This window comes from Amycolatopsis nalaikhensis (genome assembly GCF_030264295.1).
Classification (GTDB): domain Bacteria; phylum Actinomycetota; class Actinomycetes; order Mycobacteriales; family Pseudonocardiaceae; genus Amycolatopsis; species Amycolatopsis nalaikhensis.
This window is the reverse complement of sequence record NZ_CP127173.1, coordinates 6,045,859-6,063,717: the sequence shown is the minus strand read 5'-3', so window position 1 is coordinate 6,063,717 and position 17,859 is coordinate 6,045,859. Positions and strand designations below refer to the sequence as shown.

At 71.6% G+C, this 17,859-nt stretch carries 16 protein-coding genes; 9 read left to right on the top strand and 7 right to left on the bottom strand.

From position 1 onward, the window contains the following. Window positions 1-39 precede the first annotated feature (39 nt). A complete protein-coding gene (locus QP939_RS29640; RefSeq protein ID WP_285449478.1) occupies window positions 40-933 on the top strand; it encodes an SDR family oxidoreductase in 894 nt (297 codons plus the stop codon). A gap of 3 nt (window positions 934-936) precedes the next feature. On the opposite strand, the gene QP939_RS29635 is transcribed toward QP939_RS29640, so the two are convergent. Next, complete coding sequence (locus QP939_RS29635; protein ID WP_285459875.1) at window positions 937-1,296, bottom strand: DUF4233 domain-containing protein; 360 nt, start codon at window positions 1,294-1,296, stop codon at window positions 937-939. Between the two features lie 32 nt (window positions 1,297-1,328). Beyond that, window positions 1,329-2,984: a bifunctional tetrahydrofolate synthase/dihydrofolate synthase gene (gene folC, locus QP939_RS29630; protein WP_285449477.1), complete on the bottom strand. Its 1,656-nt coding sequence runs from the start codon at window positions 2,982-2,984 to the stop codon at window positions 1,329-1,331. A gap of 73 nt (window positions 2,985-3,057) precedes the next feature. Here folC and QP939_RS29625 point away from each other — a divergent pair, with 73 nt between their 5' ends. Further along, window positions 3,058-3,693, top strand: coding sequence for a class I SAM-dependent methyltransferase (locus QP939_RS29625; protein ID WP_285449476.1), 636 nt, complete (start codon window positions 3,058-3,060; stop codon window positions 3,691-3,693). A gap of 69 nt (window positions 3,694-3,762) precedes the next feature. Next, entirely contained in the window at window positions 3,763-4,626 is an 864-nt protein-coding gene (locus QP939_RS29620) for an SGNH/GDSL hydrolase family protein (RefSeq protein ID WP_285449475.1), read from the top strand. Window positions 4,627-4,680: 54 nt separating this feature from the next. Here the strand turns inward: QP939_RS29620 and QP939_RS29615 are convergent, their stop codons facing one another. Both QP939_RS29615 and QP939_RS29610 read right to left on the bottom strand, forming a co-directional pair. Then, window positions 4,681-5,472, bottom strand: a complete 792-nt coding sequence (locus QP939_RS29615) for an alpha/beta fold hydrolase (RefSeq protein WP_285449474.1) — start codon at window positions 5,470-5,472, stop codon at window positions 4,681-4,683. Beyond that, a complete protein-coding gene (locus tag QP939_RS29610; RefSeq protein ID WP_285449473.1) occupies window positions 5,469-6,230 on the bottom strand; it encodes an alpha/beta fold hydrolase in 762 nt (253 codons plus the stop codon). Before QP939_RS29610 ends, QP939_RS29615 begins: the two co-directional genes overlap by 4 nt. A 92-nt stretch (window positions 6,231-6,322) precedes the next feature. Here QP939_RS29610 and QP939_RS29605 point away from each other — a divergent pair, with 92 nt between their 5' ends. Next, window positions 6,323-7,225, top strand: coding sequence for a LysR family transcriptional regulator (locus tag QP939_RS29605; protein ID WP_285449472.1), 903 nt, complete (start codon window positions 6,323-6,325; stop codon window positions 7,223-7,225). Window positions 7,226-7,263: 38 nt separating this feature from the next. Here the strand turns inward: QP939_RS29605 and QP939_RS29600 are convergent, their stop codons facing one another. Then, window positions 7,264-9,885 (bottom strand): valine--tRNA ligase, encoded by a 2,622-nt coding sequence (locus QP939_RS29600; RefSeq protein ID WP_285449471.1) that lies wholly within the window; start codon window positions 9,883-9,885, stop codon window positions 7,264-7,266. 50 nt (window positions 9,886-9,935) lie between these two features. Here QP939_RS29600 and QP939_RS29595 point away from each other — a divergent pair, with 50 nt between their 5' ends. From QP939_RS29595 to QP939_RS29575, 5 genes are all read left to right on the top strand, one after another. Then, window positions 9,936-10,235 (top strand): hypothetical protein, encoded by a 300-nt coding sequence (locus QP939_RS29595; protein WP_285449470.1) that lies wholly within the window; start codon window positions 9,936-9,938, stop codon window positions 10,233-10,235. A gap of 52 nt (window positions 10,236-10,287) precedes the next feature. Further along, window positions 10,288-11,310 carry a hypothetical protein gene (locus tag QP939_RS29590; protein ID WP_285449469.1) on the top strand — a complete coding sequence of 341 codons (1,023 nt, stop codon included), beginning with the start codon at window positions 10,288-10,290 and terminating at the stop codon, window positions 11,308-11,310. A 47-nt stretch (window positions 11,311-11,357) separates the two neighbouring features. Next, window positions 11,358-11,795: a MarR family winged helix-turn-helix transcriptional regulator gene (locus QP939_RS29585; RefSeq protein ID WP_285449468.1), complete on the top strand. Its 438-nt coding sequence runs from the start codon at window positions 11,358-11,360 to the stop codon at window positions 11,793-11,795. 64 nt (window positions 11,796-11,859) lie between these two features. Next, a complete protein-coding gene (locus QP939_RS29580) occupies window positions 11,860-13,161 on the top strand; it encodes an MFS transporter (RefSeq protein ID WP_285449467.1) in 1,302 nt (433 codons plus the stop codon). Between the two features lie 47 nt (window positions 13,162-13,208). After that, window positions 13,209-15,518 carry an FdhF/YdeP family oxidoreductase gene (locus QP939_RS29575; RefSeq protein ID WP_285449466.1) on the top strand — a complete coding sequence of 770 codons (2,310 nt, stop codon included), beginning with the start codon at window positions 13,209-13,211 and terminating at the stop codon, window positions 15,516-15,518. Between the two features lie 69 nt (window positions 15,519-15,587). On the opposite strand, the gene QP939_RS29570 is transcribed toward QP939_RS29575, so the two are convergent. Together QP939_RS29570 and QP939_RS29565 are read right to left on the bottom strand one after the other, a co-directional pair. Then, window positions 15,588-16,199, bottom strand: a complete 612-nt coding sequence (locus QP939_RS29570; protein ID WP_285449465.1) for a hypothetical protein — start codon at window positions 16,197-16,199, stop codon at window positions 15,588-15,590. Window positions 16,200-16,441: 242 nt separating this feature from the next. After that, window positions 16,442-17,845, bottom strand: coding sequence for an LCP family protein (locus QP939_RS29565; RefSeq protein WP_285449464.1), 1,404 nt, complete (start codon window positions 17,843-17,845; stop codon window positions 16,442-16,444). Window positions 17,846-17,859 lie beyond the last annotated feature (14 nt).

Genomic DNA, 17,859 nt, shown 5'->3' with positions numbered 1-17,859 from the left:
TAGCGTCAGTCACTGTCACTACCTCGGCGAGAGGGTCCCATGCACGTCTTCGTCACCGGCGGATCCGGCCTGACCGGGCCCGCCGTGGTCACCGAGCTGCTCTCGGCCGGCCACACCGTCACCGGCCTGGCCCGTTCGGACGCGGCCGCCGCCCGGCTGGAGGCGCTGGGCGCCACCGCGCACCACGGCTCCCTGGAAGACCTCGACAGCCTGCGCCGCGGCGCCGAAGCCGCCGACGGCGTCCTGCACATGGCCTTCGGCGGCGACTTCGCCGACCCGGACGACATGATGCGCCGCGACCGCACGGCGATCGAGGCGCTCGGTGCGGCGCTTCGGCACACGGGCAAGCCGTTCGTCAGCACGTCCGGCACGCTGGTCATGCCCGCGGGCCGGGAAAGCACCGAACACGACGCCCCCGACGACACCGGGATCGCCGCGTTCCGGATCGCGGGTGAACGGGCCTGCCTCGCCTTCGCCGACCAGGGCGTGCGCGCGAGCGTCGTCCGGCTCGCGCCCACCGTCCACGGCCCCGCGGACCACGGGTTCATCGGCATGCTGGTCGGCACCGCGCGCAAGACCGGCCGATCGGCTTACGTCGGCGACGGCGCGAACCGGTGGCCCGCCGTGCACCGGTGCGACGCAGCCGTCCTCTTCCGCCTGGCGCTGGAGAAGGCCCCGGCGGGCAGCGTGCTGCACGGCGCGGCCGAGAACGTCCCGTTCCGGCGCATCGCCGAGACGATCGCCGACGGACTCGGGCTGCCCACGGTCTCGCTGAGCCCCAAAGCGGCCGCCGGGCACTTCGCCAGCCCGTTCATGGCGGTGGTCTACGGCTTCGACGCGCCGGTTTCGAGCGCGGCCACCCGCGAGCTGCTCGGCTGGTCCCCCACCCAGCCGGGACTGCTCGACGACGTCGCGCGGGGCGACTACCTCTGACTGTCAGGGCTGGGGTTGCTGCTGGCTCGCCAGCGTGCCCGCGGCCATGCGGCGGGCGACGTCGCGGCGCAGCCACAGCAGCCACAGCCAGACCGCCAGGAAGATCACGCCCAGCACGGCGATCGCGGGCAGCCAGAACACCAGCGCGATCAGCACGACCTGCAGGCCGAGGATCAGCGGCACCGCCCACGGGCGCTTGACGAACCCGCACGTCACGACCAGCAGGACGGCCACCGCGATGACCGTCCAGCCGGTGCCCGTGCTGATCCCGCCGCCGAGCTTGTTCACCACCGGGATCGCCAGGGCGACCGTGATCGCCTCCATGATCAGCGTTCCCGACATCACGCCGCGGAAGCCCTTCATCGGGTCCTTCGGCTTGGGCGTCTCCCGCTCGCTCACGCCGGCTCCTTCCCGAACAGCGTGCGCGCCTCGCCCGCGGTGACCACGGACCCGGTGACGAGCACGCCACCGCCCGACAGCGGCTCTTCGGGGTCGTCGTTGGTCTCCACGAGCGCGATCGCCGTCTCGATCGCCGTCTCCAGGTCCGTCTCGGCGACCACGCGGTCCTCGCCGAACACCGAGATCGCCAGCTGGTTGAGCTCCTCCAGCGGCATCGACCGCGGCGACGAGTTACGCGTCACGACGATGTCGGACACCACCGGCTCCAGCGCGTCGAGGATGCCGTGCGCGTCCTTCTCCGCCATCACGCCGACCACCGCGACCAGGCGGCGGAAGGCGAACTCCTCGGCCACCGTCGCCGCGAGCGCGCGGGCGCCGTGCGGGTTGTGGGCCGCGTCGAGCAGCACGGTCGGTGCCGCGCGGACGCGCTCGAGCCGTCCCGGCGTCTCGACCTCGGCGAACGCCTCGCGCACCGCCTCGACGACCAGCTGCTTGTCCTTGCCCGCGCCGAAGAACGCCTCGACCGCGGCCAGCGCGAGCGCGGCGTTCGCGGCCTGGTGGGCGCCGTGCAGCGGCAGGAAGATCTCGTCGTACACGCCGCCGAGGCCCTGCAGCTTCAGCAGCTGCCCGCCGACGGCGACCTCGCGCTCCAGCACGCCGAACTCGCTGCCCGCGCGCGCGACCGCGGCGTCGACCTCGACCGCGCGTTCCAGCAGCACCTTCAGCACTTCGGAGTCCTGCTCGCCGATGACCGCGACCGAGCCGGGCTTGATGATCCCGGCCTTTTCCCGGGCCGCGCTCACCGCGTCCGGCCCCAGGTACTCGACATGGTCGAGGCCGATCGGGGTGAGGACCGCGACGTCGGCGTCGGCGACGTTCGTGGCGTCCCAGAGCCCGCCGAGGCCCGCCTCCAGCACGGCGGCCTCGACCGGCGCGTCGGCGAACGCGGCGAAGGCCATGCCGGTGAGGATTTCGAACTTGCTCATCGCGACGCCGTCCGCGGCCGCGCCGTCCACCATCGCCACGTACGGCGCGATGTCGTGCCACAGCTCGGCGTAGCGCGCGGCGGAGATCGGGCGGCCGTCGAGCGCGATCCGCTCGGTGACCAGCTGCAGGTGCGGGCTGGTGTAGCGGCCGACGCGCAGGCCCATCCGGGTCAGCAGCGCGTCGATCATCCGGGCCGTGGAGCCCTTGCCGTTCGTGCCGGCCACGTGCAGCACCGGGTAGCCGCGGTTCGGCTCGCCCAGCAGCTGCGTCAGCGCCGAGATCCGGGTGAGCGACGGCTCGATCTTCGTCTCCGGCCAGCGCTGGTTCAGCTCGGCCTCGACGGCCAGCAGCTCGCGCCGCGCTTCGGGGCCGTCCGGGTCGCCGTACTCCGCCTGCTCGCCCTGGTCGTCGAGCTCGTGGAGCTCGGCGTCCTCGGGCACGGTCAGGTCGGGCACCGGGCCGGTGGCGAGGTTGTCGCCCAGCTGGCCGACGCCGCCGATCCCGCCGCGCGCGCCGCCGCCCGCCTCGAACGCGGTGTCGCGGACGTCCAGCTCCGGGTCGTGGTCGTCGGAGTCCTCGTAGCCCGACGTGCCCAGCTCGTCGACGCCCGCGAAGCTGTCCAGATCCGACAGGTCCGGCTTGCGACCTGTCTCATCCTGCGGCACTGAATCTCCTCCGGCCTGGGGTTTCGCACTTGCGTTCCGAGTCTACGTGCGTGCTTGGTGGCACTCTCGACGCATGCCGTTCAACCACAACGACCACTACCACCCGCTGCTGCTGGACCTGCTGCCGCCGGGGCCGGGGATCGCGCTGGACGTCGGGTGCGGCACCGGCCGGTTCGCGCGGCGGCTGGCCGCGACGGGCATGGCGGTGGAGGCGGTCGACGTCTCGGCGGCGATGGTCGAGGCGGCGGCCGGGCTGGGCTCGCCGGGCCCGGGCGAGATCGTCTACCGGCAGGCCGACGTCACCGCCGACGCCCTGCCCGTCGAGCACTACGACTTCATCTCGTGCGTCTCGTCGCTGCACCACATGCCGTTCGAGACGGTGGCGAAGCTGCGCCGCGCGCTGGTGCCGGGCGGGGTGCTCGTGGTGCTGACCCCGGCCCGGCCGAGCAGCCCGGTGGACTGGGCGCGCGAGCTGGTGGCCGTGCCGGCGAACGCGCTGGCCCGGCTGGTCGTGTACGCGGGCGAGCGGCTCAACGGCGGCGTCGACGACGGTCCCCAGGCGCCGACGCTGTTCCGCTTCCCGACGATCGCCGAGCTGCGGCGCGAGTCGGCCCGCCTGCTGCCCGGCAGCACGGTCCGGCCGTTGCTGTTCTGGCGCACCCTGATCACTTACCGTGAGCACGGCGAAGGTGACCCGACAGGCGGGTGAAGTCCGGCCCCTCGCCGTCCGGTGCTCGCTAGATGTGGAAGGAGCGTTTCCGGAACAAGAGGGGTCTCCATGCGCATCGCCCGGCTGCTCACCGCCGTCGTCTCGGCAGCCACCCTGCTCACCACCACCGCGGCCGCCGCTTCGGCGGAAGCCCGGTTCCACCACTACGTCGCCCTCGGCGACTCGTACACGTCGGGGCCGTTCATCCCGACGCAGCGGCTCGACCCGCTGGGCTGCGGCCGCTCGACGGCGAACTACCCGTCGGTGCTGGCGGACAAGCTGGACGTCGCGAAGTTCACCGACGTCAGCTGCGCCGGCGCGGACACGACGAACATGACGCGCCCGCAGGGAGTGCCGTTCAACGGCACGAACCCACCGCAGCTGGGTGCGCTGCGGGTGGACACGGACCTGGTGACGCTCGGCATCGGCGGCAACGACTACGGGGTGTTCGGCAGCCTCACCTCGACGTGCCCCGGCCTGCGCGCGAGCGACCCGACGGGCAGCCCGTGCGAAGAACACTTCGGCGACGCGATCACGAAGGCGATCGACAACACCGGGCCGCGGGTGGAGGCGGTGCTCGCGGCGATCCACGAGCGTTCCCCGAAGGCGCGGGTCCTGGTGATCGGCTACCCGCGGATCGCCCCGGACCGGGGTTACTGCCCGGACGTGCTGCCCTTCGCCGATGGTGATTACGCGTGGCTGAACGGCGTCGAGGAGAAGCTGAACCAGACGTTGTCCGATGCCGCGGACGCGGATGGGGACGCCGAGTACGTGGATACCTTCGGGCCCTCGCGGGGGCATGACGCTTGTGCTCGTGGTGGGTCGGCTTGGATCAACGGGAAGGATCAGAACGTTTTCGAAGCCGCTGCTTATCACCCGCTGAAGGCCGGGATGGCCGGGGTTGCCGCCGTGGTGCTCAGCCGGTTGCGCTGAGCTGCTCTGCACGGGTCGAGGGTGGCGCAGTCGGCCGCGCCACCCTCGCCCCGGTCAGGCGTGCTCGGCGACGAAGTCCAGCACCAGCCGGGCGAACTCGTCCGGGAAGCTGGCCGGGGCCCCGTGCCCGGCGTCGATCGTCGCCGGGCGCGCGTGCGGAATCGCCGCCACCAGCTCGCGCTGCTGCTCGGCCGTGACCACCCGGTCGTGCGCGCTGCCGAGCACCAGCACCGGTGCCGTGATCGATCCCAGCACCGGCCGCAGGTCCACACCGCGGTCGGCCTCGATCTGGCGGGCCGCGCCCGGCTGGATCATCTCCGTCAGGGCCTTGACCACCTGTTCGTTGCTTTCGGCCGTCGCCTGCTCCCAGTAGCGCGGGCCGAACGCCATCAGCGGGAGCATGCGGGCGAACGTCCCCGTCTCGAGGAGCTCCAGCCAGTAGCGGAACTCCGCGTCCTGGCGGACGTCGGTCACCGGCCACGCCGCGTGCAGCACCGCCGAGCGCACCCGGTCCGGGTGGGTGCCGGCCAGGTGCGCCGCCACCACTCCGCCCAGCGAGTGGCCGACCACGTGGGCGGCCGCGACACCGGCGTCGTCCAGCACCGCGAGGGCTTCGGCCGCCAGGTCGGCGACGTCGATCGGGCCGCCGTGGTCGGTCGTGCGGCCCGAACCGGAGAAGTCCGGGGTCAGCACCGTGAACCGCCCGGCCGCCCGCTCGGTCAAGGGCGCCCACTGCTCGCGGGACGCCGCCGTGCCGTGCAGGAGCAGCAACGCGGGCCCGCCGCCGTCGACGTCGTAGTGCACGGCGGCCTCTCCCCCGGCCAGCGTCACGGGCGCGGCCTTCACGCGACACTCCGCAGTGCCGCCGTGAACGTCCGCGGGTTCTCCTGGTGCGGAACGTGCCCGCAGCCCGCGAGGACGTGCACCCGGGCACCGGGCGTGGCCGCGGCGCAGCTGCGCGCCACTTCGAGCGGGATCTGAGCGTCCTGTTCGCCGTGCAGGTAGACGATCGGCACGCTCAGCTCCGGCAGGCGCGGCCGCGGGTCGTAGGTGGTGACCTCGGTGAACAGCTCGTCGATGTAGACGCCGGAGTCGAGCAGCTGGCGGACCGTCCAGTCGACCAGTCCGGGCGCGGCGCCCGGCGCGAACCAGTCCGGCACCCAGCCCGCGAGGGTTCCGACGCGGTCGTCGACGAGCCGTTCGCGCAGGTCGTGCACGGTCTCGCGCATGCCGGTGCCCGGCCAGTACCCCGGGCTGTCGACCGCGACGACCCGATCGACCAGCCCGGGGCGGGCCAGCGCCAGCTCGGTGGCGAAGACGCCGCCGATCGAGGAGCCGACGACGGTCGGGTGGATCTCCAGCTCTTCGATCACCGCCGCGAGGTCCGCGGTGATGCCGTCGATGGTGTTGCCGTCGGCCGGGTGGTCCGAGCGGCCGCACCCGCGCCAGTCGAGGGTGACGACGCGGTGGTCGCGCACGAGGTCCGGCAGGCACGACTGCCACACGCGGCCGCTGGTCCCCCAGCCGTGCAGGAACAGCAGCGCCGGGCCGGTGCCGGCGTCCTCGTAGTGCAGCCGGGTGCCGCGAACGTGCAGGTAGGGCATGGTCTTTCCTCTCTCGGGGTCGTCACCGAGCCAACCGCGCGCGGCGCCGGCGGCCAATGAGCGGTCCGCTCCTACACTCATCACGAACGCTGATGAATGAGGTGGACGTGGAGCTGCGGCAGCTGCGGTACTTCCTCGCCGTCGCCGAGGAGCTGCACTTCGGGCGGGCGGCCGAGCGGCTGCACATCGTCCAGCCCGCGGTGAGCCAGCAGGTCCGGCGGCTGGAACGGGAGCTGGGCGTCGAGCTGTTCGGCCGGACCACGCGGAGCGTGTCACTCACCGAAGCCGGGCAACGGTTCCTGCCGCACGCCCGCGCGGTGCTCGCCGCGGCGGACCGCGCGGCCGATTCGGTGACGGAGTTCTGCACGTCCCGGTCCCTGCTGCGGCTGGGGACGAGCGAGGGCATGGGCGACCGGCTGGACGGGCTGCTGGCGGCGTTCGCACGCCTCGCACCGGAGGCTCAGCTGGAACTGGTCCACGCACCGACGGCGCAGCGCCTCCAACGCGTCCGCGACGGGTCCCTGGACGCGACCATCGTCCGCGGCGACCAGCCCGCCTCGGGGCTCGACTTCACTCCCTTGTGGACGGACGAGGTCTGGGTGGCCTTGCCCGCCTCGCACCCGCTCGCCGAGGCCGAAGTCGTCGCGTTCGCGGACCTGGCCGGGCTACCGGCGCGGTTGAGCCCGCCGGAACGCAACCGGCCGCTGTACGAGCTGGTGGTTTCGTCGTGCCGGGAGGCGGGGTTCGAACCCGTGCTGGGCAAGGACTTCACCACGGCTCAGGACACGCTGGGGACACTGGGGTTCGGCCGTCCGCACTGGACGGTGTTCTACCGCGCGCACGCCAATCTGCTGCCGGTACCGGGGGTGGTGTTCCGGCCGTTGCGGGATCCGTCACCGAGGATGCCGACGTTCCTGGCGACGCCCGCGGAGCGCCGGGTGACTCCGGAGGTGGCGGCGCTGATCGAGGCCGCCCGCGCGATCGAGGCGGGCTGAGGCGGCACTTTCGTAGGGAAAGTGCCGCCTCGGCGACCTCAGGAAGCGGGCAGCGCCGCCAGCCGGGCGGTGATGCGGTCGATGTCCGCCACCGCCGTTTCCTTGCGGGTCTTGATCTTCGCGACCACGTGCTCCGGGGCCTTCGCGATGAACGCCTCGTTGCCCAGTTTCGCCTCCGTCTGCGACAGCTCCTTCTCCGCGGCCGTGAGGTCCTTCTGGAGGCGCTTGCGCTCGGCCGCCACGTCGACCGTTCCGGAGAGGTCCAGCTCCACCGTCACCACGCCGTCGGCCAGGGCCACCTCCAGGGACGCGCTCGCCGCGAACTCCGGGGTGGGCGCGGTCAGGCGCACCAGCGACCGGACCGCCTCTTCGTGCCCGCCCACGTAGCCCGCCAGGCGCGCCGCCACCTTCTGGCCCGGCTTCAGGCCCTGGTCGGCGCGGAAGCGGCGGATCTCCGTCACCAGTTTCTGGACGTCCGCGATGCGGGCGTCCGCCGAAGAATCCGCGTAGCCCTCGAAAGGCGCCGGCCAGGCAGCGACCACCAGCGACTCGCCGCCCGTCAGCGCCGTCCAGAGCTTCTCCGTGATGAACGGGATGAACGGGTGCAGCAGCCTCAGCACCGTGTCCAGCACGTGCCCCAGGACAGCGCGCGTCGACGAAACCCGCGAGGAGTCCCCTTGGTACAGCTGGACCTTCGCCAGCTCCAGGTACCAGTCGCACAGCTCGTTCCACGTGAACTGGTAGAGCGCCCCGGCGACCTTGGCGAACTGGAAGTCCTCGAACAGGCCGTCCACTTCGGACACCAGCGCACTCAGGCGGCCCAGGATCCAGCGGTCCGCTTCGGTCAGCGAAGCGGCGTCAGGCAGCGGGTCCGCGACCGAAGCGCCGTTCATCATCGCGAACTTCGTCGCGTTCCACAGCTTCGTGCAGAAGTTGCGGGAGCCCGCCGCCCACTCGTCGGCCAGCGCCATGTCCGCGCCCGGGTTCGCGCCGCGCGCCAGCGTGAAGCGCGTGGCGTCCGCGCCGTACGCGTCCATCCACTCCAGCGGGTCGATCACGTTGCCGCGCGACTTCGACATCTTCTTGCCGTTCGCGTCGCGGATCAGGCCGTGCAGGTACACGTGGTCGAAGGGCTGCTTGCCCCGCATCTGGTGCACGCCGAACATCATCATCCGGACGACCCAGAAGAACAGGATGTCGTAGCCCGTCGACAAAACGCTCGTCGGGTAGAACTTCGCAAGGTCTTCCGTGGCGGACGGCCAGCCCAGCGTCGACATCGGCCACAGGCCCGAAGAGAACCACGTGTCCAGCACGTCCGGGTCCTGCGTCCAGCCCTCGCCGGACGGCGGCTGCTCGTCCGGGCCGACGCACACGACCTCGCCGTCCGGGCCGTACCAGACCGGGATGCGGTGACCCCACCACAGCTGGCGCGAGATCGTCCAGTCGTGCATGTTGTCGACCCAGTCGAAGTACCGCTTGCCCAGCTCCGGCGGGTGGATCTTGGTCCGGCCGTCGCGCACGGCGTCGCCCGCCAGCTTGGCCAGCTCCTCGACCTTGACCCACCACTGCAGCGACAGCCGCGGCTCGACGACCGTGTCGCAGCGCGAGCAGTGCCCGACCGCGTGCACGTACGGCCGCTTCTCGGCGACGATCCGGCCGGCCTCGCGCAGGGCGGCGACGACCGCCGGGCGCGCCTCGAACCGGTCCAGCCCCTCGAACGGGCCCGCCGCGGTGATCTCCGCGCGCTCGTTCATGATCGTCAGCATCGGCAGGTCGTGGCGGCGGCCGATCTCGAAGTCGTTCGGGTCGTGCGCCGGGGTGACCTTGACCGCGCCGGTGCCGAACTCCGGGTCGACGTGCTTGTCGGCCACGATCGGGATGCGGCGGCCGGTCAGCGGCAGCTCGACCTCGGTGCCGACCAGGTGCGCGTACCGCTCGTCGTCCGGGTGGACGGCGACCGCGGTGTCACCCAGCATCGTCTCCGCGCGGGTGGTCGCCACCACGATGGCGTTGTCACCGTCGCCGTAGCGGATCGAGACGAGCTCGCCGTCGTCGTCGTTGTGGTCGACCTCGATGTCCGACAGCGCCGTCTGGCAGCGCGGGCACCAGTTGATGATCCGCTCGGCGCGGTAGATCAGGCCCTCGTCGTAGAAGTTCTTGAACACCGTCTGGACGGCCTTCGAGAGGTTCTCGTCCATGGTGAAGCGCTCGCGCGACCAGTCGACGCCGTCGCCGAGGCGCTTCATCTGGCCGAGGATCTTGCCGCCGTACTCGGCCTTCCACTCCCAGACGCGCTCGACGAACTTCTCCCGGCCCAGGTCGTGGCGCGAAAGGCCCTCACCGGCCAGCTGCCGCTCGACGACGTTCTGCGTCGCGATGCCCGCGTGGTCCATGCCCGGCAGCCACAGCACCTCGTAGCCCTGCATGCGACGGCGGCGGCTCATCGCGTCCATCAGGGTGTGGTTGAGGGCGTGGCCCATGTGCAGGCTGCCGGTGACGTTCGGCGGCGGCAGTACGATCGAGAACGGCGGCTTCCCCGACGAGGCGTCAGCCGTGAAGTACCCGGCCGCTACCCAGCGGTCGTACATCGGTGCTTCCTCGGCGGCCGGGTCCCAGGCACCCGGAAGGTCGGTGGTCTGCTGCGGAGCGTTCTCGGTCACAATGGACAAGTCTACGAACCCGTCACGGCGGGTCACCCAGGGGGAAGGCAATGGCACAGCCTCAGCAGCCGCAGGATCCGGACGACCGGCGCCTGGAGACCCACCCGGACCTGATGAACCCGGAGTGGCAGAAGTACGCCGAGCGGGACGCCTGGCTGGGCGCGAAGAAGGAACTGAAGAAGCGCCGCAAGCGTGAGCGCCGCACCGGCGGCTACCAGCAGCCGGGGCAGAGCCGCTGGCCGGGCGTGCTGGCCCTGCTGATCGTGGCCGGTCTCGTCGCGGCGGCGATCATCGTGCACCAGATCCAGGGCGTCGGCGTCAACGAGGACCCCTTCGTGTACTTCGGCTAGTAACGCTCGTCCCCCGCCGCCGATGAGGTGGTGTCGACCTTGGGGGACGCACGTGGACGAGGAAAACCTGCTCGACTCGCACCCGGATCTGATGGACCCGGAGTGGCGCAGGCACGCCCAGACCGATGCCTGGCTGGGCGCGAAGAAGGACCGCAAGAAGTTCCGGAAGCAGCAGCGCCCGAGGCGCGGCAGGCAGTGGGGGCTCGTCGCGTTCGTGCTCGTCCTGGCAGTCACCACCGCCGTGGTCATCGCGCTCGGGCAGCGGTCTTCGGACGAAGGCGGCGGATCGGGCACGCCCGTGCCCACCACCGTGAACCCCACTTCGGTCGCCCAGTACGCGCCGGTCGACCTCAAGCACGCCTACGCGCGGACACCGGCGGACGTCTGGACGAAGGGCATCGACGGGATCACCGCGCCCGCCCCGGCCGCCATCGGCTCCTTCACCGCCGCCCAGGTCGCGGACGCCTACGCCAAGGTCAAACAGGTCATCACCGCCGCCCGGCTCGATCCGGCCGTGCTCGAGCGGCACGACACCTCGGCCTTCCTCGCCCTCTTCGCGAAGGACGCCCAGACCGACATCGCCCCCGTGCTGGCCGCGAAACCGGCCGGGGACGGCAAGGCGCCGAATTTCTCGTCCTTCGTCACCGAGCTCGCCGACGGCTACCACCTGCTCGACCAGGGCCCGCGCACGTTCGGCACGATCACCGCGCACCCCGGTAAGGAGCCCGGGGAGCTGGCCGTCGACGTCAAGTACGTCGTCGCCTACGCCTTCGACCACCCGCACCCCGAAGGCCTGCGCGGGCCGTCGGAGATCGTGAGCTTCGTGCGCTCGGACGAGAGCTACCTCGTGCGCCAAGGCAAGAGCTTCGCGGCGAGCAGCCGCGGCCTGTGGGCCGACGGCGGCGGGGGCAGCTTCTACGACTCCATCGGCTGCGCCGCGCTCGACCAGGGCTTCCTCGCCCCGTCCTACAGCAACCCGGACGCCACCGGCGTGCCCGGCGACGGCGGCGACGTCGCCGGGGCCTACGACCCGAACCGGCCGATGCCGACGGAAGACACCTGCACCGCGAAGTGAGTCACAACCAGATGCACAGTCTGGGCTGTACAGTTTAACCTGTGTGCATGGGTGAAGTACCTGCACACGTCGCCGAGAGCGCCGGCTGGATCCGCGGGGTCGTCGCGCAGCTGCACCGCCGGCTGCGCCAGGTCGACAACGCGGGGATCCTGACGCCGTCGCAGTCGGCCGTGCTCAACCGGCTCCACCGCGAAGGCCCCGCCACCCAGGGCGAGCTGGCCGCGGCCGAACACGTCCGGCAGCAGTCGATGGCCGCCACCCTCGGCGTCCTCGACGAGCTCGGCTACCTCGCCCGCACCCCCGACCCGGCCGACCGGCGCCGCGTGGTGCTCAGCCTGTCCCCCGCCGGCACGGACACCGTGCGCGGCATCCAGCAGCACCGCGACGAATGGCTCGCGCAGGCGCTGGTGGACGAGCTGACCCCCGCCGAGCTGGAGACCGTCACCCGCGCGCTGCCGCTGCTGCAGCGCGTCGCCCAGCACTGAAGGAGTTCTCACGACCACCATCACCGCACCCGCCAAGTTCGGCGCCCGCCTGGTCACCCCGCTGGTGGCCGGCGCGGTGCTCAACCCGATCAACTCCACGCTCATCGCCGTCGCGCTGGTGCCGATCGGGCACAGCTTCGGCGCCGGACCCGGCCAGACCGCGTGGCTGATCTCGGCGCTCTACCTGGCCACCGCGGTCGGGCAGCCGGTGGTCGGGTTGCTGGTGGACCGCTACGGCGCCCGGCGCGTCCTGCTGGGCGGCGCGGTGCTGGTGATCATCGCCGGGATCGCGGGCATGATCCCGCTGTCGGTCGAGTGGCTCACCGGCGTGCGGGTCGTGCTCGGGCTCGGCACCTGTGCGGGGTTCCCGGCCGCGATGGCCGTGCTGCGCCACCACGCCGAAGCGAGCGGCCAGGGCGTGCCCGCCCGCGTGCTGTCGCTGCTGTCGATGTCCGCGCAGACGGTGATGGTGATCGGCCCGACGCTGGGCGGCCTGCTGATCGGCCTGTTCGGCTGGCCCGCGATCTTCGCGGTGAACATCCCGCTCGCCGGGCTGTCGCTGGTGCTGGCGCTGCTGTGGGTGCCGAAGGACGACCGCGGCTCCCGCGAGGCGAAGCCGATCGACGTGCTCGGCATCGCGCTGTTCTCCGCGACGCTGCTCGCGCTGCTGTTCTTCCTGATGAACCCGGGCGCCGAGAGCTGGCTGCTCGCCGTCGTCGCCGTCCTCGGGGCCGCGTTCACGATGGTCGAACTGCGCCGCACGACGCCGTTCCTCGACCTGCGGATGCTTGCGGCCAACAGCGCGATCCTGCGCACCTACCTGCGGCAGGCCCTGAGCTTCATGGCCATCTACGCGATCATGTTCGGTTACGTCCAGTGGCTCGAGACCACGCGGCGGCTGTCGGAAGAGGCCGCCGGGCTGATGCTGCTGCCGATGTCGGGCACGGCGGTCTGCGCGGCCGCCTTCTCCGGGCGCGCGTCGGGCATCCGGGGCCGGCTGATCACCGTGGCGGTGGCCCTCGTCGGCGGCTCGGCCCTGCTGCTGTTCGTCCACGACGGCACCGGAATCCTCGCGCTGCTCGCCCTGGCCGCGTTGTTCGGCCTCGCCCAGGGCCTGACCAGCGTCGCGAACCAGACGACGCTCTACCGCGAGGCCCCCGCCGACCAGATGGGCACGGCGAGCGGCCTGTTCCGCACCGCCCAGTACCTCGGCGCGATCGTCGCCTCGACGCTCATCGCGATTTGTTATGGCCCCCATGCGGATTCCGCAGGACTGCACCGGCTCGCCGTCGCCTTGGTCGTGGTCAGCGGCGTGCTGCTCGCCGTCACCCTCCTCGACCGGGGGCTGCGCGCCGCCGAAGTGTGACCCACCCCCTGTTCGCGCGCGCGGTCATCGAGGCGCACGATGAACACATGACCCGTGAAGCGCCGGCGCAGGACGTGGACGAGACCCGCCTCGAGGTGGGCAAGCCGAAGGGCTGGGCCGCCGGGATACCCGGCGTGGCCGTGTCGCTCGCGCGCAGCGTCGAGCAGATGGGCACCGGACGGACGATCAAGGCACTGCGGCTGCTGAACCAGCGCGAGGGCTTCGACTGCCCCGGCTGCGCGTGGCCGGAACCGCGCGAAATCGACGGCGAGAAGCGCAAGCTCGCCGAGTTCTGCGAGAACGGCGCCAAGGCCGTCGCCGAGGAGGCCACGAAACGGCGCGTGGACCGCGAGTTCTTCGCGAACCACCCGATCGAGGACCTCCGCGGGAAGACCGACTACTGGCTGGGCCAGCAGGGCCGGATCACCGAGCCGTTCGTGCTGCGCGAAGGCGCGACGCACTACGAACCGATCTCCTGGGACGACGCGTTCGAGCTCGTCGCCGGCGAGCTGAAGGCGCTGACCGACCCGAACGAGGCGATCTTCTACACCTCGGGCCGCACCAGCAACGAGGCCGCGTTCCTCTACCAGCTGCTGGTGCGCTCCTTCGGCACCAACAACCTGCCGGACTGCTCGAACATGTGCCACGAGTCCTCCGGCGCGGCCCTGTCCGCGACGACCGGCGTCGGCAAGGGCTCGGTCAGCCTGGCCGACATCCACAAGGCGGACCTGATCGTCGTCGTCGGGCAGAACCCCGGCACCAACCACCCGCGGATGCTCTCGGCGCTGGAAGAGGCCAAGGGCAACGGCGCGAAGATCATCGCCGTCAACCCGCTGCCCGAGGCCGGGCTGATGCGGTTCAAGAACCCGCAGAACGTCCGCGGCGTCGTCGGCAAGGGCACCCCGCTGGCCGACGAGTTCGCCCAGATCCGCCTCGGCGGCGACCTCGCGCTCTTCCAAGCCGTCGGGCACCTGCTGCTGGCCTGGGACGAAGAGGCGCCCGGCGTGATCGTCGACCGCGAGTTCGTCACGCGGTCCACCGAGGGCTTCGAGGACTACGCGAAGCACCTGCGGGAGATCGACTGGCCCGCGGTCGAGACCGCGACCGGCCTGCCGCGCGAGCAGATCGAGCGCGTCGCGCGGATGATCGCGACGTCGGAGCGCACGATCTACTGCTGGGCGATGGGCCTCACGCAGCACAAGCACGCGGTGCCGACGATCTCCGAGATCGCGAACCTGGCCCTGATGCGCGGCATGATCGGCAAGCCCGGCGCCGGCCTGTGCCCGGTGCGCGGGCACTCGAACGTCCAGGGCGACCGGACCATGGGCATCTGGGAGAAGATGCCGCAGTCCTTCATGGACGCCCTCGCCGCCGAGTTCGGCATCGACGTCCCGCGCGAGCACGGCCTCGACACCGTCGACTCGATCCGCGCGATGCGCGACGGCCGCGGCAAGGTGTTCTTCGCCGTCGGCGGCAACTTCGCGTCCGCGACGCCGGACACCGAGGCGACCGAGAAGGCGCTGGAGTCGTGTTCGCTGACCGTGCACGTCTCGACGAAGCTGAACCGGTCGCACGTCGTCCACGGCCGCACCGCGCTGGTCCTGCCGACCCTCGGCCGCACCGAGCGCGACGTCCAGGCGAGCGGCGAGCAGTTCGTCTCGGTCGAGGACTCGATGTCGCAGGTGCACACCTCCCGCGGCCGCCTGAAGCCGGCGAGCGAGCACCTGCTGTCGGAGGTCGCCATCATCTGCCGCCTGGCCGAGAAGCTGTTCGGCGCGGGCCACGCCGTGCCGTGGCGGACATTCGAGACCGACTACGACCTGATCCGCGACCGCATCTCCCGGGTCGTGCCCGGCTGCCAGGACTACAACCGCCGCGTCCGCGAGCCCGACGGGTTCGTGCTGCCGCACGCGCCGCGCGACTCCCGCGAGTTCACCGGCACCGCCAACGGCAAGGGCAACTTCACGGTGTCGGAGCTGGAGTACCCGGAGGCGCCCGAGGGCCGGTTGCTGCTGCAGACGATGCGCAGCCACGACCAGTACAACACCACCATCTACGGGCTCTCGGACCGTTACCGCGGGATCGAGAACGCCCGCCGGGTGGTCCTGGTCAACCCGGACGACCTGGCCGCGCTCGGCCTGGCCGACGGCGCGATGGTCGACCTCGTCTCGGAGTGGCGCGACGGCGACCGCCGGGCACCGTCGTTCCGGGTGGTCGCCTACCCCACCGCGCGCGGCTGCGCGGCGGCGTACTTCCCGGAGGCCAACGCCCTGGTGCCGCTGGACTCGGTGGCGGAGAAGTCGAACACGCCGGTGTCGAAGGCGATCGTGGTCCGGCTCGAGCCCACGGCGGGCTGAAGGGGACGTTCAGTGCATCTGGTGCGCTGAAGGGGACTTTCCTCGCGTCAGATGCGAGCAAAGTCCCCTTCAGCCCTGGTAGTCGCGCTGCAGCGTGGTGGTCATGTCCGTGACCATCGCCTGGATGTTGTCCAGGGTCGCGGGCGGGATCAGCGCGGCCTCGGTGCCGCCGTCGGCGATGGCCAGCACGAGCACCACGTTCCCGGTGCGCACGGCCGCCCACTGCTCGGAGAACCCGGCCTCGTCCCCGACCCCGGTGGCGAGCCGGACCCCCGAGTGGTCGCCCAGCGCGTCGGTCATCAGCTGGCTGGCCTTGGTGGCGGCCTCGTCGGCGTCGGACGTGGTGAACCGCACGACGGCGATCGTGACGAGCCGGTAGTCCTGCAGGTTCGGCTTCCCGCCGCCGAGGTCGCGGGCGAAGAGCCGCTTGCAGGTGGTGAGCTCGTTGTCGTCGCTGGAGCGGTCCTGGGGCACGATCTTTGCTTCGGCGGTCTTCACCGAGTCGGCCGGGATCTCCACGGTCCCGGGCGCGAGCTGGGTCCGCGCGTTCGGCCCCGGCAGCTTGCAGGCGTCGATCGCGCCGGGGTAGTGCGCCGAGGCGGACGCCGACGAGCAGCCGGCGCAGAGAACGGCCGAAATGAGGGCGGCGAGCACCCACCCGATGGCGACGCGGCTGCGCATAGGTTCCGGACTTTCCGTATTTCTCGAAATTGACTTTCCGGAACAACACCGATCGGGTGATCATTTCCGGGCCGCCGGACGGTGCTGCCGCCGACGGTCACCGCACCCTGCCTCACCAGTGGGGCAGCGTCAAGACCAGTGACCCGGGTGGTCCACCGTGGTCCGGTGGGCCGGAAAGAGCCGTCGCGCCGCTTGCGGAAATCAAGGGCGCATTTCGTGAAATCGGACGGAAAGCGGAACGCTCAATTCACGCAAACGACCCCGGCGGAGGTGATCGGTTCGTCGCCACCGGCGGGCGCGCCCCCGCCGTCCGCGACGCCGGGACCGGAGTAGACGGTCCCGAGGACCACCTCGACGTGTCCCGCCGGGACGGCCGCGGACTGCTGCGTCGCCAGCCCGCCGAGCAGCTTCGCCACCTCGGCGCCCCGCTCCGCGAGGTCGGGGCCGAAGCGGACCAGCGACGTCCGCCGGGAGCTGACGGTCTCCTTCTTGCCCGGCGTGAACCCCTTGTCCTTCAGGAAACCCGCGACGCGGGACGCCAAGCCGTCGCGCGGACTCGCGTTGGAAACGTCGACGGTGACCGGGGACGCCGGCGCCGTGGGGGCGGGCGCCCCGATCAGGCTCGCCGCGAACGCCTTCACCGCCGCCGGGTCGACCTGCACCGCCGTCGCACGGGGACTGTCCGGGTCGTAGCGGTAGTCGACGTTGACGACCGGGATCGTGGCGAACTGGATACCGCCCCCGCTGACCCCGCGCATCTGCCCGACGAAGTCGAGCAGGTTCCAGGAATCGTCCAGCACGACCGAGCGCTTCACCGCCTCGATCAGGTCGGACACCTTCCCCGGGTCGGCGAGCGTGCCCGCCGAGAGCACCTGCCGCGCCAGCCCGGCGAGGAAGACCTGCTGGCGCCGGACGCGGTCGAAGTCGGTGCCGGGGAGGTTGTCGCGCTGGCGGACGAAGGCCAGCGCGTCGGCGCCCTGGATGCGTTGCGGCCCGGCGGGGAAGTCCGCGCCGGAGTTCCGGTCCTGGGTGGCCTTCTTGAGGCAGACGTCGACGCCGCCGACGGCCTTGCTGATCTCGTAGAAGCTGAGCAGGTTGACCTCGGCGAAGTGGTCGATCTTGACGCCGGTGAGGTCCTCGACCGCCTGCCGTGTCGCCCGGCGCCCGGCGGTGAGGGCGGCCTGCTGGATCTTGGCCTTGTCGGTCTCCCCCGCTTCGCGCTGCCGCCGCGCTTCCGCGGCCTTCGCCCGCCCGAAGGCGGCGTTGATCTTCCCCTTCCCGCCGGGCATCGAGACGTAGCTGTCCCGCGGGATGGAGAACGCTTTCACCTCCCGGGTGCCGTTCGGGACGCGCAGCACGATCAGCGTGTCGGTGAGGTCGTCGCCGTTGGCCCCGACCCGCAGTTCCCGGAGCAGTTCCGGCGGCAGCGGCTTGCCCTGCTGGTCGTCGCGGGAATCCCGGCCGACGAGCAGGATGTCGAGGGAGCCGTCGGCGGGCTGCTCGCCCGGCTTCGTCCCGCCGTCCCCGTCGATCACGCTGTCGCGCGTCACGTCGTCGAGGGCCCGCAGGTTCACGTACCCGTACGCGGTGCCGCAGAAGACGACGAGGGCCAGCGCGGCGACGACGATCTTCCCCAGAGGATGCACGCCCCTACCGACGC

Bases quoted from the DNA above. Each gene is read 5' to 3' on its own strand.
- QP939_RS29640 (WP_285449478.1), top strand. From the start codon at position 40: ATGCACGTCTTCGTCACCGGCGGATCCGGCCTGACCGGGCCCGCCGTG.
- QP939_RS29635 (WP_285459875.1), bottom strand. From the start codon at position 1,296: ATGAAGGGCTTCCGCGGCGTGATGTCGGGAACGCTGATCATGGAGGCG.
- QP939_RS29625 (WP_285449476.1), top strand. From the start codon at position 3,058: ATGCCGTTCAACCACAACGACCACTACCACCCGCTGCTGCTGGACCTG.
- QP939_RS29620 (WP_285449475.1), top strand. From the start codon at position 3,763: ATGCGCATCGCCCGGCTGCTCACCGCCGTCGTCTCGGCAGCCACCCTG.
- QP939_RS29610 (WP_285449473.1), bottom strand. From the start codon at position 6,230: ATGCCCTACCTGCACGTTCGCGGCACCCGGCTGCACTACGAGGACGCC.
- QP939_RS29605 (WP_285449472.1), top strand. From the start codon at position 6,323: ATGAATGAGGTGGACGTGGAGCTGCGGCAGCTGCGGTACTTCCTCGCC.
- QP939_RS29595 (WP_285449470.1), top strand. From the start codon at position 9,936: ATGGCACAGCCTCAGCAGCCGCAGGATCCGGACGACCGGCGCCTGGAG.
- QP939_RS29585 (WP_285449468.1), top strand. From the start codon at position 11,358: ATGGGTGAAGTACCTGCACACGTCGCCGAGAGCGCCGGCTGGATCCGC.
- QP939_RS29575 (WP_285449466.1), top strand. From the start codon at position 13,209: ATGACCCGTGAAGCGCCGGCGCAGGACGTGGACGAGACCCGCCTCGAG.
- QP939_RS29570 (WP_285449465.1), bottom strand. From the start codon at position 16,199: ATGCGCAGCCGCGTCGCCATCGGGTGGGTGCTCGCCGCCCTCATTTCG.